Genomic DNA, 26,715 nt, shown 5'->3' with positions numbered 1-26,715 from the left:
CTGCTGGTGCTCGCGCACCATGCGCACCGCTCGGGCCTTGAACTCGGCGTCGTACTTCTTGGGCATGTCCTCATCCTTCATCGAAAGGAAGCGGCATCAAACCCGTGACGGTTCAAGTTGCGTGTCCTGCGGTACTTCATCGCTGTTGCCGAGGAGCTGCACTTTGGACACGCGGCCGCCCGGCTCCACATCGCCCAACCATCGTTGAGCGTGCAGGTCCGTAATCTGGAACGTTCCGTGGGTACTCCTTTGCTGGTCCGCTCTCCTCGTGGGGTGAGCCTCACCCCGGCCGGAGAGGTGCTCTTGGACCATGCCCGAGCTCTGCTGGCCGCCGCCGAGGTTGCCGCGGAGGCCACCCGGCGCGCAGCTCGGGGTGTGGGTCAGAGGTTGGTGGTGGGCTTCCAAGCCAACGCTGCGGCCGAACTGACCCCGAGGGTCTTGGCTGCCTACCGTCAACAGCATCCTGAGGTCCACCTGCAGATGCGTTCCTACCCCTTCGCCGATCCCACCGCCGGACTGGCCGATGGCAGCGCTGACGTCGCTTTCATTCGCCCCCCGATGCCGGAATGTGAAGGGCTCCGGGCCGAACCACTGTTCACCGAACCGAGAATCCTGGCCATGCCGGATACCTACCGGCTGGCCTCCCGGAAGACGGTCTTCGTCGAAGAGCTGTTGGACGACCCCTTTGTGGCCCGTCACGCCCCTGAGATTTGGCGGGACTTCTGGTTGGCCATCGATGTCCGGGGTGGGCACCCAGCGCGTATCGGCGCCGATGTGAAAACCGTCGATGAGTGCTTCGAAGCCATTCTCAGCCACCAGGGCATCGCCTTCACCCAGTCCTCGACCCAACGTTTCTACAACTGGCCCGGCTTGGCCTTCGTCCCGGTCGAGGATCTGCCGCCCTCGACCGTGAGCATCGCCTGGCGAGAGGACACCATCAGCCCCACCGCACGAGCCTTCATCACCACCGCCCAGACCATCGCTGCCACCACCCTGGTCCCAGAAGCCGTGACGTTCCCCGCTGCGCACCCCACCCACGCCCCTGACACCCCGATGCTGACACCAGCCTCGCCGGCGAAAACCGTTGAGCAGGACCTCTCTCACCCCGCGGCTCCAGCACGCCGGGCAGCTTCGGCCAAGCCAGCCGCATAAGCGGCCGCGAACCGCTCCTTCACCGGGCGACGCACCACCGACGCCCCCGACCTAACGGTCACATCAGCCACTGAAGCCTCCGCCGCCTGCCGTGCGGCGTGCCGGGCCGAGGCCGCTACGGCTTCGGCCCGACGCTGCTCGGCTTCAGCCGCCTGGCGCTGGTCGGGGGAGCGGTGGGGGGTCCCGTCCTGGTGGGTCCAGGCGCGCAACCGGGCGGCGAACCAGGCCCCGGGGTGTTCGATCCCGGTGGCCGCGTCGTGGGGGTAGCGGTGGCCGTTAGGTGCCCAGTCCAGGGCGTGGAGCACATCAGCCACTGTCCAGCCGGCCTGGAAGTGGGCCCTGGCCACCGAGACCACGTAGGCGGTGGTGATCCGCCGCAGCACCAACGCGTGGTGCTGGATCTCCAACCCCGCCAAACGATAAGCCTGCTTCCAATCCGAGCGGGACCCCCGCCCACTCAGAGGCCGAACCGTCGCATGAGCCGGCCACAGCGCAGCTGTCCGCTGGGCAAGCGCGGCTTGGACCTCCCGCCGCTGCGCGGCGGCCTTGGCAGAGGGTCGCGGCGTAGCCGCGTCCCTTCGGGAAAAGCTCTCGCGCGTGTGCGGGGGAGAACATACCCCCTCCGGGGGGACCGGGCCGACATTTATATCCACAACCGCTGCCTCCTCTGAGGTGTTCTCGGCCGGCGTGGGCCCAGAAGCCGGAGGTGCGGGGACGGTGAGGGCGTAGACGGGCGCCTCACCCTGCTTCTTGCCCGTGGCCCGCGGGGTGTAGCGGGCGGAGCGGCCGGTGGCCACCACCGCCAGCAGCCCCCAGTCCTTGAGCCGGCGGATCATCCGCCCCACGGAGTCCTCGTGCACCCCGAGGCGCTCGGCGACCCAGGCCCAGGTGGTGCGCCAGGTCCGCGAGGCCGGGTCCTGTTGCAGGGCAATCACCTCGACCAGGGCGGCCATGTTGGACCGGCCATCGGCGCGCATCAGCTCCAGGGCCGGGTGCTCCAGGACCGCGCGCTTCCAGACGACCACGTGGCGGGCCAACCGGCAGCCCTTGGGCACGGCGCGCAGCACCACGGCCTTGGAGCGTTCGTAGGCCACCCGCACCCGCCGACGGTGCGACGGGAGCTCCCCGGAGGCCTCAAGGGCAGCGTCGGGGGAGGAGTGTGACCGAAAATCGGCGCGTTTGAGTGATGAGGGGTCCATTTGCGGACGCGCCTCAGGTACACTAGGGGACACAACAGTCCCCTGGTATTGGGTTCATGACAGGTTCCGATTCAGTTAGCTGTTGAAACGGCTGTCTAGGTCGCCAAACTTGCGACAGCCGGATGACTTCGACGGCCCGCCCTGCCAAGGCGGGCCGTCAGTCGTTTAAGCAGAGTTAGCCAGCGGTAGGCGCGGCTCCTCCCTGTTGTCGAGCTTGTTGGGTCGTCCCGCATCGCGGTCGATCAAGGCACCGATGTACTCGGCCATGCTGAGTCCCGTTCGATGAGACGCTTCGACGGCCGCGCGATGCTGCTCAGGAGACACACGCGTGGACAACGCCACTTTGTGTCCTTGCAGCTTCGGTTGCTGGTACTCGGTCATGAAGCCATCGTTGCACACCGCAACCGCAACCGGTAGCGGTGTGGGGTGTGTCTCCACGATTTCCTGGCCCCCTTGATTCTGAAACCTAAGGTGGTAAAGACGCGCCGAAGGCTCCCGTCTGGGTGTATCGCATCCACCATACATTCTTTTGAACATGTTCAACATAAACATGTTCAAGTTCCAGGTAGCCTGGAGGGCATGTCTTGGCTAGGGGGAACTGTTTCCCGTTCCGGCTCCGATGTGCTGGCTGAGTTGCCAGGCCATCTCACCTGGGATGGTCTTCATCTGGAGGTGCAGCGTCGGCACGGCAAGCCCATCCACATCAAGCCAGCGCCGGCGGGGTTGGGTCAGGACGTCACGGGGTTGTGGTTGGAGAAGGCTGAGCGGTCCTGGATCTTCCATGCTGCCGGGGAGAGCGAGCTGCTGCGCCGGCACGTGATCCTGCACGAGTACGGACACATCCTCCTCATGCACGGTGGATGCGAGCTCACGCTGGGGAATGCCTTCGCCCACATCGGGGGCTCCCGGCGGATCAAGACCCTTCTCGGGCGTTCTTCGACCTGGACGGCCCAGGAGATCGCGGCAGAGAACGCCGCTACGCGGCTGGCCGCCCGGCTGACCCAGCAGGTGGATCCTCTGCTCGAGGCCTTCTGATGAGCCTCGGAGCGGTGTTAAGTCTGCTCAAAGCTGTGGCGTGCCTCTTCGCCGCCGTGGCAGTGCTCGTTCGTCTGCCACGAGTGGCGCGGCGACGCCGAGTGGACTTCGTCTGGGTGGGCACGGCGTTGGCAGCGCTGGCCTTTTCGGCCAACGGGGTCATGATTCCCGAACGGACCGTGGATGCGTGGCTGGGCGGGGAGAACGTCTTCCACCTGGTGCGCAACCTGCTCGCCCTCAGCGCCGTGTGGTGCCTGCGGGCGGCTCTCGTCCAGTCCCTGCAGCGCAGGCACTGGAGCCGGTCGCGGACACTGCGGGAGGCCGCCATCGGTAGCGCCTTACTGCTGGGACTGACGGCAGCGTTCTTCTCGATCGACCGGGGCCCGACCTCGGGAGCGTTCATCCCGGACCATCTTGCCCAGGGCGGCACACTGGTCTACACGTTGTTCATCATGGTGATGGGGGCGTGGAACGCCGCCGATGTTGCCCGTGTCGCCTTCCGGGAACTCACCCTGCGCCAGCCGGGGCACGACCGCCTGCTGTGGCCGGGGTTGCTCGGCCTGGGTGTGGGAGGTTCTCTGCTCGTGCTCGGCTGCACGCTCGAGGCCGGCTACGCGGTCCTCGGGTATTCCGGCGCGTGGGATGCTGTAGCTGTGGCCCTGCGGGCCTCGTTCGGTCCGGTCTTCCTGCCCGGGGCCGTGCTGGTGTGCTTGGCCGTGGCGTGGCTGGGGCTCTACGCCCAAGGCCGGCGCCTGAAGATGGGTCTGCGCATGGACATCCTGAGGATCGCCCCGGTGTGGGCCCACCTCGGCGCGGACCGGTGGAGCCCTGGTGGGCGCCCTCCGGGCTGGTCCAGCGCTCTGTCGGCTGATCCCCAGAAGGTTCTCTACAGTGCCGTCATTGCCGTCGAAGACGCCCTGCGGGCAGAGAACGTGGGCCTGTCGGACAAGCAACGGTGTGTCCTGCAGGCCGCCGAGAGGAGATTTGAACTCACATCATGAGCACCTCGATCGTCGTCCCCCGCTGGGAGAGAACCGCCACGGAAGCCTTCCAGCCTCCGGTGCTGCTGGCGGCGTTGCTCATCGCGCTGCCCTGGGGGGCGAACCCGTCTGCGGCCTCGTTGTGGTGGGGGGTCAGCGCGGCCCTGATCGTGTGCGGGGTGCCGCTGGTCGTGGTTCTCCTGCTGGTGCGCCGAGGGGTCCTCACCGACCACCACGTGAGCGTGAAGGAGCACCGCCGCCCGGTGATGGCCGGGGTGCTGGTGCTGGTCCTCAGCTACCTCACGGCGGCGATCCTGCTGCAGGGACCGATCGAGATCGTGGCGCTGCTCGTGGCCACGTTCCTGGCAGGGCTGGTGATCGCTGTGGTGAGTCCGTGGTGGAAGATCTCCGGGCACGGCATGATGATGGGCGGAACTATTGTTGCCCTGACAACATCCTGGGGTGTTGTCGGGTTGCTGTTTGTTCCGGTGGGCCTGGCGGTGTGCTGGAGCCGCATCCGGCTCCAGGACCACACCGGGCCGCAGGTGATCTCAGGCTTCATCTACGGGCTGGCCTTCCTGGGCAGCATCTATGCCTGGATCGTGACATGAGGAGAAAAGACGTGGGGGACGCCAACCGGGAACGGTCAGCCCAGATCTTGGCCGACAAGATCAACCTGCTGTTGGACACCCTGCGCACCGAAGCCGGCCAGCCCTACGACTTCACCACGATCCAGCAAGGCCTCAAAGAACGCGGCGTGGCCATCTCGCGCACGAAATGGCACTACCTCAAGACCGCAGACACCCGGGTCCGCCCCGACGAGAAACTGCTCCGAGCCCTCGGAGACGTGTTCGGAGTGGACTCGAGATACCTCGTGCAAGAAGACGGTCCACTCCCTCAGCAGGTCGAGCAAGAACTCCAGACCGTCCGCGCCCTCCGACGAGCCGAAGTCCGCAACTTCGCCGCCCGGGCCCTCGGTCAGATCGACCCCGAAGGCCTCCAGGCGATACTGGACGTCATTGAGAAGGATCAGCACGAGCGATAGACCGCGACGCACAGCATTTGAGCCCTAGACGGACTGCCCGTAGGATCCCAGTTGAACATGTTCAATACGGATCCTACGGGAAGGGCACTGTGGCATGGGAAGACATCAGTGAGGCTCGATGCGCGTCTCCGCACCCGCACTCCGCACATCCGCCAGGACATACTGCGCGAGAGCAGACAGCAGCCTCTCGAGCCGCGCGTGATTCGCGTAGTACAGCATCGGCCGGCCCCGGCTCTGCTGCGCCTCCGCCTTCACGGCATCCATGGCCTCCAGCTCGGTCAGCTGAGCACCGAGAGTCTTGGCCGGGAGCCCCGTTCGTTTCACCAGGTCCGCACGTAGCGCCGGCCCCTGCCGGAGGGCATTGATGATCGACAGCCGGACGGTGTTGCCGAACACCTTGGCGGCTTCGGCAACAAGATCAGGCTGACCTGCAGGGCGAACTACGGACGGCACGGAATTCATTGTGTCGCACCCGCAACACCTCACACGCAACTGACATCGCGCCTCGGGCCCGAGACCCATACCGCAACGAGCCAGACTTGTCTCGACCGTCTTATACAGCCAATACGTGCTACAACTTTTATAGCTGCATAAAACAGCCAAACGGGTTGGCGCTGGAAAGGGAGGTGACGTGTGGAAGAAGAGCAGTCCCACGGCTCATCCACTCTGGTTATCGCCGTCCTGGCGCTGGGCGGGGTGATGGCGATGGGTGTGCCCGTCGTAGGTGTGGCCGGACTTGCACTGGTGGCGGACATGCAGGCGTCAGCCAATAGCGGATGCGTCCCTGCCACGGTCGTCTCCGACGAGGACCCCGAGGACGCGGTGATCAACGTCCCCAACGGCTGGGGTCCGCTGGTGGAGGAGGCCGCCAAGACGGCCGGACTCCCTGCAAGTGTCGCGGCCGCCCAGCTCAATCAGGAGTCCAACTGGAATCCCAACGCCGGCAGCTCCGCCGGGGCCCAGGGCATCGCCCAGTTCATGCCCGAGACCTGGGCTCAGTACGGGAACGGTGGGGAAGTCACTGATCCCGAGGACGCGATATTCGCCTATGGGCGCTACATGGCAGGCCTTAGGAATGAAGTGAAGTCCCTGGCCGGCGACGACGCGGACCAGTTGGTGCGCCTGACCCTGGCTGCCTACAACGCCGGCCCTGGAGCGGTCCTCGAGCACGAGGGTGTGCCGCCGTTCGCGGAGACGCAACGGTATGTGGAAACGATTCTCGACGGCGGTCAGATCGAGTTCTCCGCCGGCTGTGAGGCCCCCACCGGTGGCAAGGCATGGGACGGGGACCTGGGAGAGGGGGAGTGGACCACACCGCTCCCCGGAGGGAAATTCACCTCCGGCTACGGGGGCCGCAACGTGCCCGGGGTGCCCGATTGGGCGCAGAACCACATGGGCCTGGACTTCGCCACCCCCGGTGCCGGCTCCGGTGCCGGCGGGCCGGTGATCGCCCCGACCGATCTGCGGATCACCGGGTTCAACGCTGCGGACGGGTGCGTGATCGCCAAGGTCGACAACGACGACGATCCCGATTTCGGGTTCGCCTTCTGCCACCTGAACTCCTGGGGCGTGCAGAAGGGTCAGAAACTCACCCGCGGTGACGTGATCGGTGTGGAAGGCAACCGGGGCCAGTTCGGCATGGCCACCCACCTGCACTTCGAGATCTACCGCCCCGGGGCCCCCGACGTCGTTTTTCCCTATCAGGGCTACAACATCGACCCCGAGCCGATCCTGCGAGAGAAAGGAGCGTGGCCGACATGAGCCGCCACCCCCACCTGATCACTGCCCTGGTTTTGTGCGCCCTGCCCCTGGCGGCGTGTTCGACCAGCCCGGCTCAGGAGACCTCCGCCTCCTCCAGCGCGGCGGCCCCTGTCCGCTCGGCTACGCCCAGCAGTCTCCCGACGCCGGAGGTGCCCGGGGATGGGACGTTCCCGCGCATTCAAAACGTGGACCGTACCGATGTGGACTCCACCGCCCGCACAGCGGCGATTCTGCTGCACTCCTGGGACACCGCTCTGGATCGCACCGAGACGGCGGCCGCGATCCGCGCCAAGCCGCTCATGTCCGACGAGTGGGCGGCCCACCAGGTGGAGCCCGAACGCAACTCCTCCCAGGGGGCGTGGTTGGACCCCGCCTCGCACCGGGCCTACAGCCGGGCCCAGGCGGTGCCGGCGATCGGGGACGTGACCCGCGACGTCGGGCAGGACATGGCGGTTCGGGCGTACAAGGTGACCTGGCGGTGGGCCAGCCGCGACGGGGAACCGGCCGAGGGCACCGGAACCCGGCACGTGACGATCTATCTCGAGCATCGCTCCGGGGCCTGGGAAGTCGTGGGCCACCAGTCCCACGACCTGCCCGCCGGGGAGGCCGCCTCGTGAGCGTAGCCGTCCACTCCTGGCCGGTGATCACCCTGACCTTCGGGGCGGAGCAGATCGTGGCCGATGCCAACGGGGAGGTGCTGACCTACCCGGTGCTCGATGCCGCCACCGCCCACGAGGTCGCCGCGGACGCGGCCGCCGAAGCTTGCCGGCGGCTGGGCTTGAAGGCCTGCCGGGTGCAGGGCCACACGGAGGACGGGTCCGTGTTCGAAATGGTCGTCGACGCCGGACTCGGCACCCTTCAGGAGTACGAGCCTCCGGCCGCCACCGTGGCAGCACCGCAGCGACGGGGTGTGCGCGGGGACGGCAGCACCAGTGCCGGTCGCTCCCGAGCGGCGCGCAAAGGCAACCGTGGCCGCACCGTGGCGATCTGGGGCAGCGTCGCGGTGCTGGCCCTGACGGCGGGCACCTCAGTGACGATGAACCTGACGGAAGGCCATGGGGAGCCGGTCGCGGTGGTGCACACCCCACCCCCGGCCCAGCTGCCGGTGCCGGCCCCGGCCGGGTGGGACACCTACGGCGCCTGGGCCACGCCCATGTCCGGGTCCCAGGTCAAGGCGGTCCTGGACTGGGAGAGCCGCCCGGTCAGCGTGGACGGGAGCAAGCTCATTGGCCATGACCCGGACACGGGTGTGGAGCAGTGGAGCCGCAGCGCACCGTTCACCGTGACCCAGATGGCGCTGTTCACCGTCGATGGGCAGACCCGGTTGGCGGCCGCCACGGCCAAGGAGCTGGTGCTGTTCACCCCCGACTCTCCCGAGCCGATCCGGGTCGAAGTGCCGCAGGAGGCCACCGTGGTCCTGGACGGGGGCACCGCGCCCCGGCTGGATCTGCCCACCAAAAAGTCCCTGCTGGTGAGAGCGGACGGGTCCACCGTCTCCCGGGTGGTGCCGGCGGCCGCCAACCCCCTAGAAGCCCAGGGGGCGGACTTGATTGCCGCTGATGCCAAGGCGGGGAAGGTGTGGCGGGTCGGCACCGATTCGGCCGCCCTGCCGAAGCCCGCTGTGCTGCCCGTCCCGGCCGAGGGCGCGGAACTGACCGGCGTCCTTGGCAGTGTTCAGGGCCGGGTGGTGGCCGCGTGGAAGGACGGCAAGCAGACCTTTGTCGGCTTCTACGACGTCAATGAGGCCACCGACGTCACCGCGGTGAAGCAGGTCGCGGTGCGCGAACTCGACGGAAGCCAGATCACCACCTCCACCGTCCAGGCCGATCGGGTCCACGGCCTGCTGCTGGCCTCGACGGTGCTGATCGATGTGGAAGCCACCACCGCCCACCGCCTCGATGGCCAAGCCACGCTGGCCGCCGGCTACGCCTGGGTCACCGACAACGGCAAGCAGACCCAGATCACCTGCGACGGGCAGACCGAGGCGACCACCAGAGCTGACCAGGCGGCGGTGCCCGACGTCATCACAGACAACGGAATGGCGATGACCCGGGTGGCCGGGTCCACCGATGGCTCCCTCTACGCCCTGGTCAGAACCGGCCCCACCCCCACAGCCAGCACTTCACCGACTGCGAGCCCTACCCCCACTGCCAAGGAGACCCCCTGATGAGAATGACCGCGACGATCGACTCCACTGGTGCCGTGGACCTGGACACCGCCGGGCAGACCAGCCGTGAGACTTATCCCTCGGTGGCCGATGCCCGTCGGGCGGTGATGGCCACGGCCATGACGCTGGCGGAGCAGACCATCGAGGACACCCAGCTGCACATCGAGGACCCCTCCGGGTCCCGCACGCTCCTCGTCGCCCCCGATGGCACGTCCCGGCAGGAAGCCGTCGCACCCCCGGTGGAGACCGTGGCAACGGTCGAGCCGGCCGAGACTGCCGAGCCTGAGCCGGTGCCCGCCGTAGAACCGGCGACGTCGGTCCCCGTGGAGTCCGCGGCCCCGGTGGCTGCTGCGACCGAGGAGGATCAGGCCCCTGCTGCACTGGCTGCGGCCGTTGCTCCCGCGCCTAATCCGTTCCTCGGCGGCCGTCCGTCCACGGTCCGGGCGGCAGCGGAGCCGGAGACGGCTGGCAGCCGGCGGGAGTCGTTGCCCTCCTTCGTGGACCGCCCCGAGGTGGACGCCCCGGCCCAGCGCGGGTGGCGTGGGGCGCTGAACCAGTTGGGTCTGAGCCTGGTGCCCTCGGCCGCGGAGCTGAGCCAACGGCAGGACGAGGCGGTCGTCTCCGCTCACTGGGCCGGGCCGCGCACGATCGCGGTCCTCAATCCCAAGGGCGGGGCCGGCAAGACCCCCACGGTGATCTGCTTGGCCGCCGTGTTCGCCCGGCTCTCCGGGGGTGGGGTGCTGGCCTGGGACAACAACAACTCCCTCGGTTCCCTGGGCTGGCGCACATTCGATGCCGGGCACGAGGCATGCGTAGTGGACCTGCTCGGGCGCACCGAACACTTCATGACCTCCGACGCCCGGGTGGGGGACCTGTCCGGGTACGTCCACCACCAGCCCGCCGATCGCTACGACGTGCTGCGCTCCGATGACCGCTCCGGGGACCAGGAACGGCACATGGTCACCGGAGACGAGGTGGACCGGCTGCACGCGGTGGCCGCGAAGTACTACCGGGCCATCGTCATGGACTCCGGCAACACCGAACGCGGGGCGAACTGGCAGGCGATGATCCGCCACGCCGATCAGGTGGTGATCCCGGTGAAATCCGTCGACGACGCCGCCGAAGGCGCCTCCCGGGTACTGGCCGCCCTGCACACCGGGGACACCCACGCCCAGGAGCTCGCCCGGAATGCGGTGATGGTGGTGCTGTGCTGCGAACCCGGCCACCAGAAGACCAAGGCCAAGGAACTGGCCACCGAGTTCGCCCCCTACGCCCGGGCCGTGGTCACGGTCCCCTATGACCGGGCGCTGGTGGAGGGTCGGGTGCGGTTCTCCGCGATGACCCCGGCCACCCGCCGGGCCTGGCTGCGCGCCGGGGCGGCAGTGCGGGAGGGACTGTGATCGTGGACAGCCCTCGTAACCCTTTCGTGGCCGCCCCTGAGGTGGTGGAGGAGGAGGACCCGATGGAGGAAGACCCGATCCTCGGGGCCCGGGAATCCATCCGCGGCCCGCAAAACCTCCAGCAGACCCTGGCCGAAGAGCCGGTGGCTGAGGAGGAGCCGGCGGCCCCGGTCGACGTCACCCAGGCCACGCTGTGGCTGGTCGGGGCCTCCGGCGGGGTAGGAACCTCCACGCTGGCCAGGCTGTGCCCCGGATCAATCGTGGACGCGGGCGTGCAAGAACCGGAATGGGCGGGACGGGCGCTGCTGGTGTGCTCCACCAGCGCAGCCTCCCTGGAGTCCGCGGCCCAGCTGGCGCGCAAGTCCGCCACCGGGCAGCTGCCCTATGAGCTGGTCGGTCTGGTCATCGTCCACGACCGGCCCAAGAACCGGATCACCAAGCCCACCTTGACCTTCGCCCGAGGTGTGGCGCGCATGTTTCCGGTAGCCATGACGGTCCCCTATGAGTCTTCGTGGCGCGAGGTCGGCGTCACCCCTGCCCCTTCCAGCACCCGGCTGAAGACCGTGCTGCGGAAGATCGAAAAAATCGCCCAGACCGGGCACTGAGAAAGGAAACCCCCCGATGATTACCAACACCCTCATGACCACCTCCCTGAGCACCCTCAACACGGTGCTGGTCCCGGCCATCAACGCGACACCGACCCAGCCCCCGGGGATGGAGAACGTGACCATGATCCTGGGCTGGATTCTCTGGGCCGCTGGCCTCGTCTTGTTCGTCTACTTCATCTTCGGGCTCGTCACCGCCGGGCGGAACCGCCGCCGCGGTGATGAGGTCGAGGCCCCCGTGTGGCCGCTAGTCGCTGCTGCTCTGCTCGGGGCGGCCGGGGCGATCTGGAACATGATCACCGGCGGCTGAGCCGGGCCCCGATCGCCACGCACACGACAAGAAGGAGAGCCCCACGATGGATACGCACGACAACGACGTAACTCGGACCCGCCCCCGCTGGTTCGGGCCGGCGATGATCGCCCTGGTGCTGCTACTGGTCGCGGTGGCCGGATGGACCATTCGCAACCTCACGGCCCCCGATGAGGTGCGGGCCCCCACGACCTCTGCTGCTTCGACCGCTCCTAGTCAGGAGGCGGCCGAGGCGGCCATTCCCCAGATGGGGGAGGACTTCGCCTGGGACTGCCAAGCGCGGCTGAGCACCGACACGTCCTCGGTGGCCGATGAGGCCCCCGAGGTCCTGGACTGGGTGGCCGCCGGTTACAACGTGGTGCCTTCCTCCCCCGAGTTCGGCGGCTGCGAACGACGCGACTCGGGGCTGCGGGTCGGTTTCGCTCACTCCGAGGCCGGAGCGCTGATGGCTGCGGCGACCTATGCGATGGCCTTGGACCCGTCCGTGAGCGAGGAGGCCGCTAAGAACGTCGAGGTGGGCATTGCTGAGGGGCCCAACCGGGATCGAATCGAGCAGAAGGCTCAGCGCATCCGCGATGGCGTGGAAGAAGGCGATGACGGGTCCGCCTCCGCGTCCACGACGCTGATCGGCTACTCCCAGGACCACTACACCGATGAGGCCGCCTCCTATCAGCTGATCTACTCCCTGCCCTCGGCCAACGGTCTGACGACCAAGGTGGCTGTGCAGGCCGATGTGGTGTGGGAGGACGGGGACTGGAAGCTGGACCCGGCCTCGGGCACCGACCTGATGACCTCAGACCAGTACCAAGGTCAGCCCTACGTGGAGTGGGGGCCCAAGAGCTGATGGACGTCATCAAGGACGTCGCCGGCAGCATTGCCGGGGACACGGTGGAGAAGCTGATCCTGTTCATGGCCGGGTGGCTGATCGAGGTGTTCACCACGATGCTCGATCTGGTGGGCACCTGGTGGCTGAACATCGGTGCCCCAGAAATGGGCACGGGCTCGGCCACTGAGCGGGTGCAGACCGCCACCACGACCTTCGTTGGGGTCGCGGGCATCATCGGCACGGCTTTCGCCGTGCTGCGCATTGCTCGGGACCACAACCGGGAGTCGGCTGAGAACCTGGTGATGGGGCTAATCCGCACCGTGGTGGTCTCCGGGCTGGCGGTGTCCATGGTGGCGCTGTCCCTGGCCGTCACCGATGAGGTGGCCCCGTGGCTGGTGGACACCATTGCCGGCAACGCTGCCCGGGACGGGCTGGGGCAGTCGATGGGCCTGAGCGGGATGGTGGGTGCCGGGATGGCTTTGCCTACCGCTGGGATTTTGCTGTTCCTGACTCCATTCGCGTTGCTGGGGGCGATCCTCAACGCGGCCCTGGTGATTTTCTCTTACGGGGTGGCCGGGGCTCTGTGCGGGCTGCTACCGATCTTTGCTGCGGCTTCCACCACGCAGAAGGGACAGAAGTCCTTCGATAAAGCGGTGGGCTGGTTGCTGGCGATGATCCTCTTCAAACCCGGGGCCGCGGTGATCTACGGCTTCGGCTTGGCCTTGATGAACGGGATCGACGGCACCGGGGGCGATGAGGTCGCCAACAAGATCATCTCCTTGCTCACCGGCACGGTGGTCATTTTCTCGGCCTGCTTCGCTATGCCCGCTCTGGTCCGCGTCCTGGTTCCGGCGGTAAGCGCCGGTCCCCGCGGTATGGGTGCTGGTGGGCTAGCGATGCTCGGTGGTGCGGTGGCGATCGGTGCGTTGACCGCTGGTGTCGGCACGGCCGCCGCCGGGGCGGCCGCCGCGGGTGCTGGAGCTGCCGGCGCTGGAGCCGGTGGCGCTACGGGGGCTGGAGTTGCTGGCGCTACGGGCGCAGGAGCCGGTGGCGCTGCGGGTGCTGGAACTGGTGGCGCTGGAGCCGCCGGGGCCGGTTCGGGTGCCGGCGCCGGGGCTTCGGGTGCTGGTGCCGGCGCTGGGAGCGGTGCCTCCAGTGCGACCGGGGCCCAGGCACCGGGTAGCGGCGGGGCAGCTGGCGGAGGCTCGCCCACGGCTGGTGGCCCGGCCGGTGCGAAGAACGTGGAAAGCGCCACGGCTGATGCAGCTCCTACCTCTGCACCGGGGACCACGACCGATGGGGCATCGGGTGCGGAGAACGTCCAGAGCAGCACGGCTGGTGCGACTCCTACCTCCGCGCCGGGGACCACGACCGGGGGTGCCTCGGGCGCGGAGAACGTCCAGAGCCCCACCAACGGGGCCCCCACGCCAGGTGGCTCCAGCACCTCCACGGGCAGCGGCCCGGCCGGCGCGGAGCAAGTGCAGAGCTCGAGCCCGCCCCCGGCAGCTGCCGGTGGGGCATCCGAGGCGTCCGGGCCAGCCGGTGCCGAGCCGGTGGCTCCGACGAACGGCGCCGGGCCTGCTGGTCACCCGGCCGGGGAAGGATCCTCGGCCACGGGGGCCAAGACATCGTTCATCAACGGCCAGCGGCTCGAATACGGGCTGCGGGAGACCGTCCGGGACAGCGAGCAATCCATTGAGAGTGGTGAGGATCTGTGAGTAACAACCAGGTGATCGTGCGGCAGTACGGCAACATCGCTGAGGACAAGACGGCCGGGCTGTTGGGGTTCTCGATGGCCTCCACCGTCGTCCTCGGTGTGGGGTCGGTGCTGGTGTTCTTGTTCATCATGGCCTCCCAGATTTGGGTAGCTGCCGGCATCGCGGTGGCCGCCTTCGCCGTGGCCACCGTGCTCGGGTCCAAGGACCGCAACGGCCGGTCCAAGCCGGAGCGGTGGATCGCCCGGGGCATGTTCTCCCGGGCGGAGAAGAATAACCGGACCACCTACAAGGCCGGGCCGACCTCGCAGATCCCCGACGGGTCCTTTCGCGCCCCGGGAGTGCTGGCGGCGACCGAGCCGGTGACCTTCACGGACCTGTTCGGCCACCGCGGGGTGATGCTGTGGCACCCGAATTTGAAGACCGGCACGGTGTTCGTCATCGCCAACTCTTCCGGGCTGGGGCTGCTGGATCAGAACCGGCTGGATCGGATGGTGGGCACCTGGGCGGCGTTCCAGCGTGATGCCGGGTCGAACACGGAGTTGGTGCAGGTCTCGGTCACCACCCAGTCCACCACCGATCCGGGGGAGCGGCTGCCCGATGCGGTGGCGGTGGGCCGGGCCCAGGCCGGGTCCCAGTCGGTGCCGGCCTTCGCCCGCGCCACGATGGACGAGGTGGTGGCCAACCTCAACCAGGACGTGCCCAAGCTGGAGCAGTGGATTGCTCTGACATTCAACGCCCGGGCCAACGCGGGTGAGGGGGTGCCCGAGCGCACGGCCGAGGAGCTGGCCACAGACGTGTCCTCGCTGCTGAGCGGATTCCTGGAACAACTCGAGCAGGCCGGGGCCGGGTCGGTCTCCCTGATGCAGGAGCATGACCTGATCGACCAGACCTACCTGGCCTACAACCCCCTGGCAGCCGCCGCGGTGGAGAAGGCCCGCCTGTCGGAGGCCGGCACCGGGCTGCGCTGGGAGGAGGTCGGACCCTCGGCCGCCCGCGTGGTCGGTTCCCCGGGCCGGTATGAGCACGGCGGGGTGGTGTCGAAGTCCTGGCAGATGTGGCGTCCCCCCGCCGGCACCTTCCGGGAGAACGCCCTGGTAGCCCTGCTGGCGCCCAACTCGGAGATGTTGCAGAAGCGGGTGACGGTGTTCTACCGGCCCCAGTCCCCGGACAAGTCGGCCATCCAGGTGCAGCAGGCGCTGACGAACGCGCAGTTCGCGGCGAACCAGAAGAACCGCCGCCCGACCAGCTCTCAGATCATCGCCCTGGAGAAGGCGCGGAAGGCCGAGCGTGAGCAGGCCGAGGGCGCCTCCTTGGTGCGGTTCTCCATCGTGGTCACGGCCACCGTCGAGCGGGTCGAGCAGCTGCCCCGGGTGGCGGCGACGCTGCGGCGCAATGCCTCCCAGGGGGTGCAGCTGGGGTTGCGTGAGTGCGATTACAACGACGACGCGGCCTTCGCGTTCAACCTCGGCCTGGGTGTGGTGCCCGATGCCGTGGCCACCGTTCCGGCTGATGTGCGAAAGGCGCTGTGATGTCTGTCTTCGACCAGCTCACCGACAAGATCCTCAACACGGTCATCGGCCGCTCCGCCGCCGCCGGCACCGCGCAGCTGCGCGAGCTCACCGAGAAGGGCATGGACGTCACCCACGGTGGGATGAACTCCTGGGTGGAGGCACCCCCGGAGTTCACCGCGACCTCCAACCAGACCGCCGGGCTGTGGCCCTTCGCCGTGGGCACCTCCTCACCCCTGGTGGGGGCGGTGCTGGGGCGCAATCAGCTCAACGGCTCGGTGGTGTGCGGGGACCCGATCAACCTGTTTCTGCGCGGGATCATTTCCTCCCCTTCCTGCTTCATCCTCGGGCTCCAGGCCCGGGGGAAGTCCTCGGTGGCGGTGCGCATGGCCCTGGCCCTGGTGGACCAGGGGTTCCTGTTCGTGGGCGCCAGTGATGTCAAGCCCGACCTGGCCGGGCTCACCGTCGAGGTCGGTGGGCAGGTCATCCGGGTCGCCCCCGGGGTGGGGTCGATCAACCCCCTGGACGCCGGGCCGTTGTGGCGCCGGCTGGGGGAGCTGCCCGAGGCGTTGCAGCGACAGATGCGCGCAGAAATCCACAGCCGCCGCCTCAACGCCCTCACCGGGCTGCTGGAGCTGGTGTTCAAGGCCCCGCTGGATGCCCGCCAGCAAGAGCCCACGGTGCTCTCCATGGCGATCACCGAGGCCGCCGAGCACGCCGAGGCCCAAGGCCGGCAACCGATCATCCAAGACGTCGTGGACGTGATCACCGCCGCGCGGCCGGCGATCATGGCCGCGATCCTGGTCGATGACCAGACGGCCTACCGGGGGCAAGTGCGCAACCTGCTGGCCGGGCTCAACGCCCTGGGCGCACATGGGCCGTTCGGGGACGTGTTCTGCCGACAGACCTCCGAGGAGATGCACATCGACCAGTCGGTGGACTTCGACCTCTCGGCCATCGACGAGACCTTGCTGGACCTGCGGGCTGCGGTGCAGATCGTGTGCTGGTCCTACGCCCAAGCCGGGATCTCCGCGGCCAAGACCCTGGCCGAGGCCGGGCTGATGGAAGAGCGCCACCACCTGATGATCATGGACGAGCTGTGGCAAGCCCTGCGGGCCTCCGAGCTGCTGGTCCACCAGATCGACGGCATCACCCGCCTGAACCGCACCAAGGGCCTTGGGCAGCTGCTGATCACCCACTCCATGAAAGACCTCCAGCTTTCCACCGAGGAGCTGACCAAGATCGCCACCGGGTTCATGGAACGCTCTTCCATGAAGGTGCTCGGTGGGTTGGCCCAGAACGAGATGGGAATGCTGGAGACGGTCTTCCCGCTCTCGGAGCAGGAGAAGGCGCTACTGGTGGCGTGGTCGGCCGAGGGCTCGGTGAACCCGAAGACCGGGCGCACCTCGCCCCCGCCTGGGCGGGGCCGGTTCATGCTCAAGACCGGGGAGGCACCGGGGGTGCCGTTCCAGACCAACCTCACCGCCGGGGAGCTGCGGGTCCACGACACCAATGCCGCCTGGGCGGCCGCACAGGCACGGGTGAACGCATGAACACCAACGACCAGAACAAGAGCTTCATCGGCATCCTGATCCTGTTCACCGCCGTCATGGGCGCGGTGGGCCTGGTGCATCTGGGGAACGCGCTGACCCCGGTGACCAGGGACCTGCCCTGGAACCCCTTTACCTTGGTCATCCAGCTGGCCACCGGAGCGGTGGACTGGCCTACGGCCGCCACCTTCCTCGTGAGCCTGGAGGTCGTAGTGGGTGTGGCCGCGCTGATGGTGTGGGGCACCCGGAGCCCGTCCAAGACCCAGGAGGCGGCACGGCGGATGAGCCCCCCGGGGCGGATCAACCCGGCGATGGGCCCCGCCCGCACCACGGAGGCCCACCGGCTCCACCCTGATGCTCCAGAGATTGGTCCGGGGCTGACCATCGGGCTGGTGGGCAAGAACCCGGTCTATCAGGGCTGGCGGGAGTGCTCCGCGCACGTGTGGGGGACCGGACGCGGTAAGACCACCTCCCAGGTGATCCGGCACGCCACCGAGGCGCCGGGGGCGTTCGTGATGACGACGAACAAGGTGGACGGGGTGGCCGAAGTCATGGCTGCCCGCACCACCACGGGCAGCACCGTGTGGCTGTTCGACCCCCAGCGCATCTGGCGCAACAGCACCCGCCCCGCGATGATCTTCAACCTGCTGGCCACCGTCACCGACACGGTGTCCGCCGGGGAAGTCGCCTCCATCTTTGAGACGGCTTCCGCTTCTGGTTCGGCCGGCGGGAAGGGCGATCCGCAGTTCGACTCCCAGGGCCGGGACTACCTCTCCTGGTGCCTGTTGGCGGCGGCCAAGAGCGGCAAAACGTTGGCGGACGTGCTGACTTGGGTGTCCTCGGCGGCCTTCATGGAACCGGCTCAGCTGTTGAAACAGGCCGGGCACACCGGCCCGGCCGCGGCTCTGGAGGGCATGGGGGATCAACCCGAGGACACCCGCGGATCGGTGGCCGCCAGTGCCCAGCGCATGTCCTCCGCCCTGGTGCACGACGAGCTGCTGGCCTGGACCACCCCCACCCCGGGAGTGCCAGTGTTCAACCCGCACCGCTTCGTCACCAGCAAGGACACTCTCATTCTGCTGACTCAGGACGCTGCCGGGTCAGGGGCCGCGTTCGTCTCGACCCTGGTCTACGCGGTAGTCACTGCCGCCCAGCAGGCGGCCCGCCGGGCCGGGGGCCGGCTGCCGGTGCCGCTGGTGGCTGACCTCGATGAGGTCGGCAACGTGGTGAAGCTCAAGCAGCTGCCCGAGTGGTATTCGTTCTTCGGGTCGATGGGCATCGTCGTCTCGGCCTACTTCCAGACCCGCGGCCAAGGTGTGGACATGCTGGCCCGCACCGGGTGGGACACGCTGTGGTCGGCGGCCGCGGTGAAGGTCTACGGCGGTGGCTCCGATGATGCGGAGTTTCTGGAGTCGCTGCGCAAGCTCATCGGCACCTACGACGCGAAGGTGCGCAGCACCTCCACCTCCCGGGGTGTGGCCTCCCGGTCGGTGCAGACACAGCAGCGAGACATCATGCCCGTCTCCAAGCTGGCCGAGCTGCCGGCCGGGCATGCCTGGGTGAAGACCTCCACCGGCGGCGGCACGATCGTGCGCACCGTGCGGTGGTTCGAGGACAAGGCCCTGACAGCCCGCATCAACCCGGTGCTGGAGCGGATCACGGAAGGACATCGCTCATGAGCGAACAGCAGACCGAGACAGACGAGCTTTTCACCCCGGAAGAATTCGTGCAGTGGGTCGAGCAGCTGGTCTCCAGGGTGGAGTCCGTTGACATGAATCAAGCCATGCGCTGGTGCCCACAATGGTGGGCTCACACCGAGGCAGTGGACCGCTTCAAGGCCCTCTATCAGGAATGGCTTCTACGTCAGGCGGAAGGTGGCATGTCCTCGTGGTGGACTGATCACTTCGACCGTCACGCCGCCGTGCTGTTCACCAAGCGCGGTCCCTTCGGGGAGTGCGGCACTTCCCACGTTGAGAAGAGCTTCCGCCGGATCCTCGCCTGCGAACAGCCCCCCGCTGACTGGATATGGTGAGCACCTAGACCAAGGGCAGAGTGCCATGCCTTCCCAGTAGGCACCCTGCCCCTGCCGGAGGACAGGCGTCCGTGCGCTGTCCTAAGTGGCCGAGGCCCTTCCTTTCCAAGGACCCAGGGCACTGCCATGGCCGCCCATAAGTTCTTACGCATTCACTCAGCGCTAGTGGCCCGTAAGCACCTTACCCACAGGCCACTAGGTCAAGTGAAGGGCTGGGGCAGCAGCCTACGGCCGCCACCCAGGCCCTTCACGACTTATTAACGCGGCGGACGCCAGCCGCTCAGGTAACGGTCCGCAAGAGCAAACAAATCCGGCGCGTCCTCCCCAAATTCTTCACGAGCGCTATCGATTCTGAGCTTCAACACGTACTCATGTTCCATCAGCGCAACAAGAGTGTCCCACGCCAGGCGATCCGTAACATCAATTGCTCGATTGCCCACTGTTTGACTACGCGATTGACTATGTGCGGACTGCAAAAGGGTAAAAGTAACCTTAGATTCTGCTGGAAGAATAAAGGTTTGTTCCCCTGGAACCGAATTTCGGGCGTTTACAGCAACTTGGAGCAAGTTATACTCTTTCGCCAGTTCATCCGGGGGCGTAGCCCTAACCTCCGCACGCCATGATTTTTTGAGATCCGTAGCCACAGCTTCTGACACCAATCCGTGTCCACTGTTTAGGTGGTGCCCAACGGTCTCTATCACATCGAGCTTTCCGCTTAACGTCGTTACGCCCGATAAGATAGCTTGCACCATATCGGTGCGTTTTTCTTCATTTTCGACAATTTCTAATAACGCGTACACTACTTGGCCCACAACAATATCCCCGTCAAATGTGAAAAATCCGGAATTGTTATCAGGGATTCTTGAAATCTGATTGACAAGGCCTGTTACACCCGGAATAACGTGACGTTCCTCAAAAAGATCCTCGTATGACTTGAGGGATTCAACTACTTCACCTAGCTGATTCTCGGGCAGTCCGTTCAAATACGACGCAAATGCAGTACTATCCGACATTAGGTTCCAAGCATTTTGGGCACTATTGAAGGCAAGTAAAGTTTCCCCTACCATCTGTTCAAAATAAAGCCGCAAATTACTTTCATGCGCCACCCTACGGGTGCGCAACCATATCCTTTTATAATCGTCGCTATATGTAGGGCCTCCGATATGGCGTGAAGCCGCAGGAAAAAGACGCATGATAGTCGAGCGCACAAGTTTTTCTTGGTCTCCATTGGACTCTAAAAGCTTCTCGATCGACCTAACTAATTCAGGGTCCTCCTGCCCCCTGGTCCAAACGTCAAACGTCGAAGTTAACTCAGGAACGTGCCTTTGTAAGCCTAAGTACAGGTCTGGCAGGAAGGTTCGTATCGCCTCCAATGCCATTATGTCCGAAAGCGCTATTTGGCCACCGAGCGATTCGATAGTCCCTTCCACCGCAGCGGCATACCGCTTCACGTCCCGCATGTTTTTGACCAGCGGGGAGATAATTTCCGAATATACATCTGGCCAGCTTTTGCGGTCAACGTCGTCGATCCACTCAAGGTTACTAAGGGTTTCGACCAGCGAATTTAGTGTCTGCAACTTCAATGACGATTCAGGAACAGCTGGCAAATCAATAGCCAATTGGAGTATTTTTTCCAAATAGTCCCGGCCGGGGATCCCATCCTCCCTTAGTGCGGCTTCTACTCGCGCTCTATCGAACGATAATACATAGACAATATATGGAAAGCTTGCAGTTAGACGGACCAGCTTAAAAACATCCCGTATTTCTGATGTCGACAGACGGTCAATATCATCCAGAACGACGACAATTGGATTCTCTGCAGCCTCAAGCACCTCCTGCAGTTTTTTGCGTCGCTCTACCACACCCTCGCTGCGCAGTTCCATTAGGTCAACGATAAGATCGCCGACTCCCTTACCACGTTCAATCCAGGGCCCGACAAAAGGGAGCCAATCCCACTTTGAAAATGCCTGTCCATACTTAGAAATGTTCTTGCTAATTTCCTCCAATTCCGGCTTTACCTTTAGTTGTGCGGACAGTTCAGCAAAAAACGACTCAACGAGCTGATCGGCCCCGCTGAACATCCAAGGGTTGTAATCCAAAACTGTGGCGCCGTTTCTTTCCATTTCGGGCCGTGCCATGTTTAGGAACGACGTTTTGCCTGACCCCCATGGGCCAAGGACGCCCACCACCAATCCGCGAGATAAATCGAAATCGAGTACCCGTTTGGCAAATTTGACTGCCCCATCTGCCCTCGACAGTAAATCTTCCGAGGTATTTTCAATGGGCTCATCAGCTTTTCGCTTCATTCTCGCCTTCTTTCGAGAGTGGAGTAGCGGTTCATGCGCCGGTGCCCCAAAAAAGCAGGCGCACTTTGGCTACCACCTGAGATAGGACACCCCTCGGTACTAGAGGCTGCGACCGCCTTCTCGGCGGATGATATCGGCGGCACGCCGAGTGGCTGCGGCTCTATCCTCCTGCCGGTGAGATTTCTGCTCCGTACGGTTTGCTGTCTTGAAGCGCTTGATGACCTCGGCCTGACTGCGCTCCAGGTCTGTCTTGAACTGCTTGCGGGTGGAGTCGTTTTGGGCGTTCTCGGACACGGTGGGCTCTTTCTGCTGAGTAGCCGGCGTGGGGGTCGCCGGCTCGTGGGGGGCAGCTGCATCGGTGGTCGGGGTGGCCTGTTGAGTTTGGGCCCGGTGCTGGGCCACGACGTGGGCGATCAGCTCCTCCCTGGTCAGCACCCGCCGGGTCTCCTCGGCTACCGGAGTCGTGGCGGCTTCGGTGACCGCGGCCTCCCTCGCCTGCGGTGCCGGCAGCGGATCGGCGGCCTCGGCGCGGGTGGCGCGCAGCGTCTCCACGGCCTCCTGAGCTGGTGCCGGGGTGGTGCGTACCCGCTCGGCCACGTGCGCCTCATCGACGGTCTGCCGGATCTGCTCCGGGGTCTGCGGGGCGGTGGTGGTGAGCGCGGAGTGCTTGTGCAGCGCGGTGGCCCGTGCCACTAGAGCGGCCGCGGTCGGGTCGTCCCGGTGGGCCTGGGGGATCAGCGCCGTCTCATGGGCGGGGACGTTGTAGCGGTTCCGGTACGCCTCGACCTCGGCGGCGACCTGGTGCCATTCGGCTGCCTTGGTCGGCTTGGCCGGCACCGACCCCAGTGCGGCGGTCCACTCCGGTCGGGTCTCGGCCAGTTCGGCGCCGCGCACCATGACGCGCTCCTCCAGGCGGGTGCGCAGCCGCTCCAGCTGCTCCCGATATTGGGCCGGCACCTGCGCGTCGGTGATTAGCGGGGTGGGGGCCAGGTCCTCGCTTACCCGGCGCCCGTCCGCCACCGGGGCCGGTGCGGGGGGCTTGGCGGCCACGGCCCGCACCTGCTGCTCGGCGGCGATCGCCTCCCCGATCGACACTCCCGTGTCGATGCGGGGGCGCTCTCCCCGGGCGATCTGCTCCACCGCCGCCTGTTCCGGGGACAGCCCCGCCCGGCGCTCCTGCTCAGCACCCATCGTGCGGGCCACCCAGTCCAGGTGCAGTGAAGTGGTGGACTCCCACAGCTCCGGGGGCAGGGCGAGGTTTTCGGCCTCGGCACTGGCCTTCGCCTCGGCCAGCTGGGCGGAGGGCATCCAGGCATAGGGGTGTGAGGCCCATTGTGGGTCCTCGAGCTGGGGCGAATTCTGGGCGGCCGTGGTGCGCTCAGCCAGCCGCTCCAGGTGCTCGTCGGTGAGGTTTCCCAGGGGCCGGCGGTCGGTGTTGTCGATGATCGCCCTCGCGGCCTCGATCTGCTGCTCCAGCCGCCACGCGAGCACCGCGGCCGGGTTCTCCGCCCCACCAAAGCCGCGCTGGTTCACCGCCCTCGACAACAGCTCGGCCGGGTCCATACCGGCCTGCTGGGCGGTGTGCAGGTGGGTGGCCACCGCGCCCCACGCCTCGGTCTCGGTGAAGTCCGCGGCCTTGTCCGCGCCCATGACGTCCACGGCCATCGCACGGGTCTTGGCCGTCCACGCCGCGTCGGCGGTCTCGCGGTAGACCTCACCCAGTGTGGCGACGTCACCGTTGCGCAAGGCCTCGGCGGCCACCGTCTCGTGGGCCGAGAGGTTCCGGTCGTAGGCCCCGGCGATGCTCTCCAGCACCTCGTCCCGGGACTGCCCCTCGCTCAGGGCGACATAGAGCTGGTTGCTCTCCCGCCCTCGGGTGGCAGCAACATAGGCGGCGGCCCGGTCGGTGGCGTCGTCCACGATGGCGTGGGCGGTGTCCACGGTCGCGCCCTGGGCCCGGTGCACCGTGGCCGCATAGCCGAGGTTCTGTAAACGCACCTACCTCTCGATGAGAGCTAGGAAGGCGGTGGCTGAGATGAGCCACGATCAGCAGGAACGAACCGCAGGCAATGAGCCGAACGACCAGGCGACGGCGCAGGCGTCGCCGTCGTTGCGGGCGGTGGTGTATGTGCGGATCAGTGATGATCCCGAGGGCACCGAGCGCGGTGTTGACCGGCAGGAAGCTGACTGCCGGGCGTATGCGGCAGCGCACGGGTGGGAAGTCGCCCAGGTGTACCGGGAGAACGACACGTCGGCGTTCAAGCAGCGCACGATCACACTCCCGACGGGTGAGCGGGTGCGGCGCGTGGTGCGCCCGGAGTTCCGCGCGATGTTGAAGCACCTCAGCGAGCAGCGCGCCGGGGTGATGATCGCCTACGACCTGGATCGGGCGGTGCGCGACCCGAGAGACTTGGAAGACCTGATCGACGCCAAGGTACTCAACGGCTTCAGCGTCCGCTCCGTGACCGGCTCGCTGAGGTTGGATACGGATTCTGATGTGGCGATGGCGCGGGTGCTGGTCGCGATGGCGAACAAGTCCTCAGCCGACACCGCCCGCCGTGTCGCTCGGGCGGCGAAGCAGCAGGCCATCGAGGGCACTTGGCATGGTGGGCAGGTGCCGTTCGGCTACCGCGCCGAGAACCACACGCTCGTGATCGACCCCGAGGCTGCCGAGTTGGTGCGGGAAGCCGCGCGGCGGGTGCTGGCCGGAGAGACGTTGTACCGGATTCTCACCGACTGGAACCGGCGGGGTATCCGTACGACGCACGGGTGCCGGTGGTCGGATCGGACACTCAAACTGGTGCTGCGCAACCCCTCGATCAAGGGGGTACGGGAGTATCGACCGTTGTTGCCGGACGGCACCCGGTCGAAAACCTCCCTGATGCAGACGACCGCCGCGTGGCCCGCGATCTTGGACGAGGACACCTGGCAGCAGGTCTCCGATGTGCTCGATGCCCGCAAGCAGGCCCGAAACTTCCATCAGCCCGGCAGTGGGGCGGCGAAACGGCTGTATCCGTTCTCGGGTCTGATCCGCTGCTCGACCTGCGGACGCGCCATGCTGCATCGCGGCCAGGTGTATCAGTGTGTGCAACAGGTGCCGGGCGGGTGCAACCGCTCGATCCGTTCCGGCGACCTCACCAAACTCGTGGAGGAAGCCGTGCTCGCGACGTTCGAGCAGATCACCCTCAACCCCGCCAAGCGCCAGTCTCCGGGCGCGGATCAGGCCGCACGAGTGGGGCTTGCCGCGACGCTCGATGCCGACCGGGAACGCCTCGCCCGGCTCGATGATGACTACTACGACGGGTTGATCGACAAGTCGATGTGGGTGCGGCAACGCTCACGGATCGCCGAACGCATCGAACGCACCCGCCGCGAGTACGCCGCCACGGTGCCGGAGCACACTGGCCCGTCGATTGATATGACGACCGTCGCACAGGAGTGGGCCGACCGTACCCCGATGTGGCAGCACCAGGCCGCCAGTCTCGTCCTTGAAGCCGTCCTCGTTCACGCCCTGCCCAGGGGGATGAACGGCGCGACACCGGCGAGGCGGCGCAATGAGACCGTCGAAGCGTTTCATGCCCGCCGTGAGGTGTACCGGGCGGGGATTCTCGCACATCGGGTCGAGTTCGTCTGGCGCGCCTAACGCCCCCGCGCCTTCGGCAGGCCGCAGAGGGCTTGCAGTTGCTCACGCACCCGTGGGTCAGCGATGACCGGAGGCAGGCCCTGCGCTGCGCGGCTCTCCCGCGCGAGGCGTGCGCCGAGTGGTTCGGGGGCATCGGTCGAGGCTGGTTCGGGCGTGGTTGTGGTGGTCTGCGTCGAGGTATCCATGTAGACAGGTACGACAGGCAAACCACAACATCTAGTTGTACGGGGTCAGGACGTTGGTTGCAGTCGGCTGATCGGGGGGTTGCCTCCGAGGGCTGAGTGGCGTCGTCCAGTGTTGTAGTGCTCGAGCCAGGGGTCAAGTGCTGCGGTGCGGTCGTCGTTCGAGGTGAACGGTTGCCGGTAGGCCCATTCGGTTTGCAGGGTCCGGTTGAACCTCTCCACCTTGCCGTTCTGCCACGGGCAGTGCGGTTTGATGAACTTCTGCCGGATGCCGTGCGCGCCGCAGACGCCGCGCAGCGACCATCGGTAGGCCCAGGCGTTGTCGGTGATCAGCCGCTCGATGCGGGGGATGCCGTGCGCGGCGAAGTAGCCGATGGCGCGTTCGAGGAACGCGGCGCAGGTCGGGCCCTTCTCGTCGGGGAGGACCTCGGAGTATGCGAGCCGGGAGTGGTCGTCGACGACGGAGTGCACGTAGTCGTAGCCGACGACGGTCTGTTTCCGGGCGGCTGTGGAGCCCATCGCTCTGCCGTGCGCCTTCCACCCGCCGCCGTCGGGGATGCGACCGAGCTTCTTCACGTCCATGTGCACCAGCTCGCCGGGCTGCTCGCGTTCATAGCGGACCGCTGTGGTCTTCGACGCGCGGATCCGCTCCCCGGTCATCGGGTCCAGATCGACCAGACGAGGCAGCCCGGACCGGGCGATGATGCGCGACACCGTCCGCGCCGGCACCCCGGTGCGGGCCGCGACCTCGTCACGGCCGACTCGTTCCTTCTTCCGGATCGCGACCACCGCCGCGGCCCTGGCATCGGGGGTGCGGTTGGCGACGTGGTGAGGCCGCGAGGAGCGATCGTAGAGACCGGCTTCACCCTCGGCGCGGTAGCGGTCCAGCCACCGCTTCACGCAGCGTCGGGACACGCCCATTGCCGCGGCGATATGCGCCTGCTTCCACCCGGCACCGGCACGATGGACGATGAGCAGCCTGCCGTGCACGGTCAAGCGGGCATTACGGTGGGACACGAGAACCTCCGAGTTCGTGAAGACGTCAGACATCTCCACTAAGCCCGGAGGTTCTCCCCTTTCACAAGACCGGAAACGCCACCAACCTCATGGCCGGGTACATCTAGTACCTGGCATCGAGTTGAGGTACTATATGCAGACTTATCCACAGGGAGCTACCTGCGACCGACCCCAAACGGGGTATGTCACGGGGGTGCCGATTCGGTACCCTCGTGAACCGGCTCAACGGTGCCGCAAATTTTGCGGCACCGTTCGCGCCCGTGACGGCCAGCCGAGCGG

Annotated in this window: 24 protein-coding genes; 18 read left to right on the top strand and 6 right to left on the bottom strand. The window is 66.6% G+C overall.

The window, feature by feature from the left end:
• The first annotated feature begins 117 nt into the window (after positions 1–117).
• Entirely contained in the window at positions 118–1,152 is a 1,035-nt protein-coding gene (locus tag PU704_RS18760) for a LysR family transcriptional regulator (RefSeq protein WP_277552523.1), read from the top strand.
• Here the strand turns inward: PU704_RS18760 and PU704_RS18755 are convergent.
• Both PU704_RS18755 and PU704_RS18750 read right to left on the bottom strand, forming a co-directional pair.
• Positions 1,101–2,246 (bottom strand): hypothetical protein, encoded by a 1,146-nt coding sequence (locus PU704_RS18755; protein ID WP_277552520.1) that lies wholly within the window; start codon positions 2,244–2,246, stop codon positions 1,101–1,103. The two genes, PU704_RS18760 and PU704_RS18755, sit on opposite strands and share 52 nt — an antisense overlap.
• 270 nt (positions 2,247–2,516) lie before the next feature.
• A complete protein-coding gene (locus PU704_RS18750) occupies positions 2,517–2,732 on the bottom strand; it encodes a hypothetical protein (protein WP_075872786.1) in 216 nt (71 codons plus the stop codon).
• 369 nt (positions 2,733–3,101) lie between these two features.
• Here PU704_RS18750 and PU704_RS18745 point away from each other — a divergent pair, with 369 nt between their 5' ends.
• From PU704_RS18745 to PU704_RS18730, 4 genes are read left to right on the top strand one after another with little or no spacing between them, the layout of a single operon-like run.
• Entirely contained in the window at positions 3,102–3,386 is a 285-nt protein-coding gene (locus PU704_RS18745) for a hypothetical protein (RefSeq protein ID WP_277552517.1), read from the top strand.
• The gene (locus PU704_RS18740) at positions 3,386–4,387 is read left to right on the top strand and encodes a hypothetical protein (RefSeq protein ID WP_277552515.1); all 1,002 of its coding nucleotides are present in this window, start codon (positions 3,386–3,388) and stop codon (positions 4,385–4,387) included. Before PU704_RS18745 ends, PU704_RS18740 begins: the two co-directional genes overlap by 1 nt.
• Positions 4,384–4,977 carry a hypothetical protein gene (locus PU704_RS18735; protein WP_277552512.1) on the top strand — a complete coding sequence of 198 codons (594 nt, stop codon included), beginning with the start codon at positions 4,384–4,386 and terminating at the stop codon, positions 4,975–4,977. The genes PU704_RS18740 and PU704_RS18735 overlap by 4 nt, the downstream gene beginning before the upstream one ends.
• Positions 4,974–5,411 carry a hypothetical protein gene (locus tag PU704_RS18730; protein ID WP_277552510.1) on the top strand — a complete coding sequence of 146 codons (438 nt, stop codon included), beginning with the start codon at positions 4,974–4,976 and terminating at the stop codon, positions 5,409–5,411. Before PU704_RS18735 ends, PU704_RS18730 begins: the two co-directional genes overlap by 4 nt.
• Positions 5,412–5,516: 105 nt before the next feature.
• On the opposite strand, the gene PU704_RS18725 is transcribed toward PU704_RS18730, so the two are convergent.
• Positions 5,517–5,864 (bottom strand): ArsR/SmtB family transcription factor, encoded by a 348-nt coding sequence (locus PU704_RS18725; protein ID WP_277552508.1) that lies wholly within the window; start codon positions 5,862–5,864, stop codon positions 5,517–5,519.
• A gap of 180 nt (positions 5,865–6,044) precedes the next feature.
• Here PU704_RS18725 and PU704_RS18720 point away from each other — a divergent pair, with 180 nt between their 5' ends.
• The 12 genes from PU704_RS18720 (at position 6,045) to PU704_RS18665 (ending at position 19,288) form a co-directional block, all read left to right on the top strand.
• A complete protein-coding gene (locus PU704_RS18720; RefSeq protein WP_277552506.1) occupies positions 6,045–7,172 on the top strand; it encodes a transglycosylase SLT domain-containing protein in 1,128 nt (375 codons plus the stop codon).
• A gap of 185 nt (positions 7,173–7,357) precedes the next feature.
• Positions 7,358–7,789 (top strand): hypothetical protein, encoded by a 432-nt coding sequence (locus PU704_RS18715; RefSeq protein ID WP_277552504.1) that lies wholly within the window; start codon positions 7,358–7,360, stop codon positions 7,787–7,789.
• Positions 7,786–9,339, top strand: a complete 1,554-nt coding sequence (locus PU704_RS18710) for a hypothetical protein (protein WP_277552502.1) — start codon at positions 7,786–7,788, stop codon at positions 9,337–9,339. The genes PU704_RS18715 and PU704_RS18710 overlap by 4 nt, the downstream gene beginning before the upstream one ends.
• Complete coding sequence (locus PU704_RS18705; protein ID WP_277552500.1) at positions 9,339–10,739, top strand: AAA family ATPase; 1,401 nt, start codon at positions 9,339–9,341, stop codon at positions 10,737–10,739. Before PU704_RS18710 ends, PU704_RS18705 begins: the two co-directional genes overlap by 1 nt.
• Positions 10,740–10,765: 26 nt before the next feature.
• Positions 10,766–11,344, top strand: coding sequence for a DUF6668 family protein (locus PU704_RS18700; protein ID WP_277552498.1), 579 nt, complete (start codon positions 10,766–10,768; stop codon positions 11,342–11,344).
• Between the two features lie 16 nt (positions 11,345–11,360).
• Positions 11,361–11,654, top strand: coding sequence for a hypothetical protein (locus tag PU704_RS18695; RefSeq protein WP_277552496.1), 294 nt, complete (start codon positions 11,361–11,363; stop codon positions 11,652–11,654).
• A gap of 46 nt (positions 11,655–11,700) precedes the next feature.
• A complete protein-coding gene (locus PU704_RS18690) occupies positions 11,701–12,498 on the top strand; it encodes a DUF8175 domain-containg protein (protein WP_277552492.1) in 798 nt (265 codons plus the stop codon).
• Entirely contained in the window at positions 12,498–14,198 is a 1,701-nt protein-coding gene (locus tag PU704_RS18685) for a hypothetical protein (RefSeq protein WP_277552490.1), read from the top strand. Before PU704_RS18690 ends, PU704_RS18685 begins: the two co-directional genes overlap by 1 nt.
• Complete coding sequence (locus tag PU704_RS18680; RefSeq protein WP_277552488.1) at positions 14,195–15,727, top strand: SCO6880 family protein; 1,533 nt, start codon at positions 14,195–14,197, stop codon at positions 15,725–15,727. Before PU704_RS18685 ends, PU704_RS18680 begins: the two co-directional genes overlap by 4 nt.
• Positions 15,727–17,259 carry a hypothetical protein gene (locus tag PU704_RS18675; protein ID WP_277552486.1) on the top strand — a complete coding sequence of 511 codons (1,533 nt, stop codon included), beginning with the start codon at positions 15,727–15,729 and terminating at the stop codon, positions 17,257–17,259. The genes PU704_RS18680 and PU704_RS18675 overlap by 1 nt, the downstream gene beginning before the upstream one ends.
• The gene (locus PU704_RS18670) at positions 17,256–18,935 is read left to right on the top strand and encodes a type IV secretory system conjugative DNA transfer family protein (protein ID WP_277552483.1); all 1,680 of its coding nucleotides are present in this window, start codon (positions 17,256–17,258) and stop codon (positions 18,933–18,935) included. Before PU704_RS18675 ends, PU704_RS18670 begins: the two co-directional genes overlap by 4 nt.
• Positions 18,932–19,288, top strand: a complete 357-nt coding sequence (locus tag PU704_RS18665) for a DUF4913 domain-containing protein (RefSeq protein WP_277552481.1) — start codon at positions 18,932–18,934, stop codon at positions 19,286–19,288. Before PU704_RS18670 ends, PU704_RS18665 begins: the two co-directional genes overlap by 4 nt.
• A gap of 257 nt (positions 19,289–19,545) precedes the next feature.
• Here PU704_RS18665 and PU704_RS18660 read toward each other — a convergent pair whose 3' ends face one another.
• Positions 19,546–21,594: a KAP family P-loop NTPase fold protein gene (locus tag PU704_RS18660; RefSeq protein ID WP_277552480.1), complete on the bottom strand. Its 2,049-nt coding sequence runs from the start codon at positions 21,592–21,594 to the stop codon at positions 19,546–19,548.
• Between the two features lie 99 nt (positions 21,595–21,693).
• On the bottom strand, positions 21,694–23,592 hold the full coding sequence (locus PU704_RS18655; RefSeq protein WP_277552478.1) for a C-terminal helicase domain-containing protein: 1,899 nt from the start codon (positions 23,590–23,592) through the stop codon (positions 21,694–21,696).
• A 37-nt stretch (positions 23,593–23,629) separates the two neighbouring features.
• On the opposite strand from PU704_RS18655, the gene PU704_RS18650 reads away from it, so the two are divergent.
• A complete protein-coding gene (locus PU704_RS18650; RefSeq protein WP_024476692.1) occupies positions 23,630–25,237 on the top strand; it encodes a recombinase family protein in 1,608 nt (535 codons plus the stop codon).
• 230 nt (positions 25,238–25,467) lie between these two features.
• Here the strand turns inward: PU704_RS18650 and PU704_RS18645 are convergent, their stop codons facing one another.
• Positions 25,468–26,436, bottom strand: coding sequence for an IS481 family transposase (locus PU704_RS18645; RefSeq protein ID WP_101852925.1), 969 nt, complete (start codon positions 26,434–26,436; stop codon positions 25,468–25,470).
• Positions 26,437–26,715: the final 279 nt, after the last annotated feature.

This window comes from Kocuria oceani (assembly GCF_029524215.1).
In the GTDB taxonomy this organism is placed as follows: Bacteria; Actinomycetota; Actinomycetes; order Actinomycetales; family Micrococcaceae; genus Kocuria; species Kocuria oceani.
The sequence above is the reverse complement of the archived record's forward strand: the minus strand, read 5'-3'. Positions and strand labels throughout refer to the sequence as shown.

Coding starts and splice junctions, on each gene's coding strand:
- PU704_RS18695 (WP_277552496.1), top strand. CDS start 11,361: ATGATTACCAACACCCTCATGACCACCTCCCTGAGCACCCTCAACACG.
- PU704_RS18665 (WP_277552481.1), top strand. CDS start 18,932: ATGAGCGAACAGCAGACCGAGACAGACGAGCTTTTCACCCCGGAAGAA.
- PU704_RS18750 (WP_075872786.1), bottom strand. CDS start 2,732: ATGACCGAGTACCAGCAACCGAAGCTGCAAGGACACAAAGTGGCGTTG.
- PU704_RS18690 (WP_277552492.1), top strand. CDS start 11,701: ATGGATACGCACGACAACGACGTAACTCGGACCCGCCCCCGCTGGTTC.
- PU704_RS18685 (WP_277552490.1), top strand. CDS start 12,498: ATGGACGTCATCAAGGACGTCGCCGGCAGCATTGCCGGGGACACGGTG.
- PU704_RS18660 (WP_277552480.1), bottom strand. CDS start 21,594: ATGAAGCGAAAAGCTGATGAGCCCATTGAAAATACCTCGGAAGATTTA.
- PU704_RS18675 (WP_277552486.1), top strand. CDS start 15,727: ATGTCTGTCTTCGACCAGCTCACCGACAAGATCCTCAACACGGTCATC.
- PU704_RS18650 (WP_024476692.1), top strand. CDS start 23,630: ATGAGCCACGATCAGCAGGAACGAACCGCAGGCAATGAGCCGAACGAC.
- PU704_RS18735 (WP_277552512.1), top strand. CDS start 4,384: ATGAGCACCTCGATCGTCGTCCCCCGCTGGGAGAGAACCGCCACGGAA.
- PU704_RS18740 (WP_277552515.1), top strand. CDS start 3,386: ATGAGCCTCGGAGCGGTGTTAAGTCTGCTCAAAGCTGTGGCGTGCCTC.
- PU704_RS18670 (WP_277552483.1), top strand. CDS start 17,256: ATGAACACCAACGACCAGAACAAGAGCTTCATCGGCATCCTGATCCTG.
- PU704_RS18730 (WP_277552510.1), top strand. CDS start 4,974: ATGAGGAGAAAAGACGTGGGGGACGCCAACCGGGAACGGTCAGCCCAG.
- PU704_RS18705 (WP_277552500.1), top strand. CDS start 9,339: ATGAGAATGACCGCGACGATCGACTCCACTGGTGCCGTGGACCTGGAC.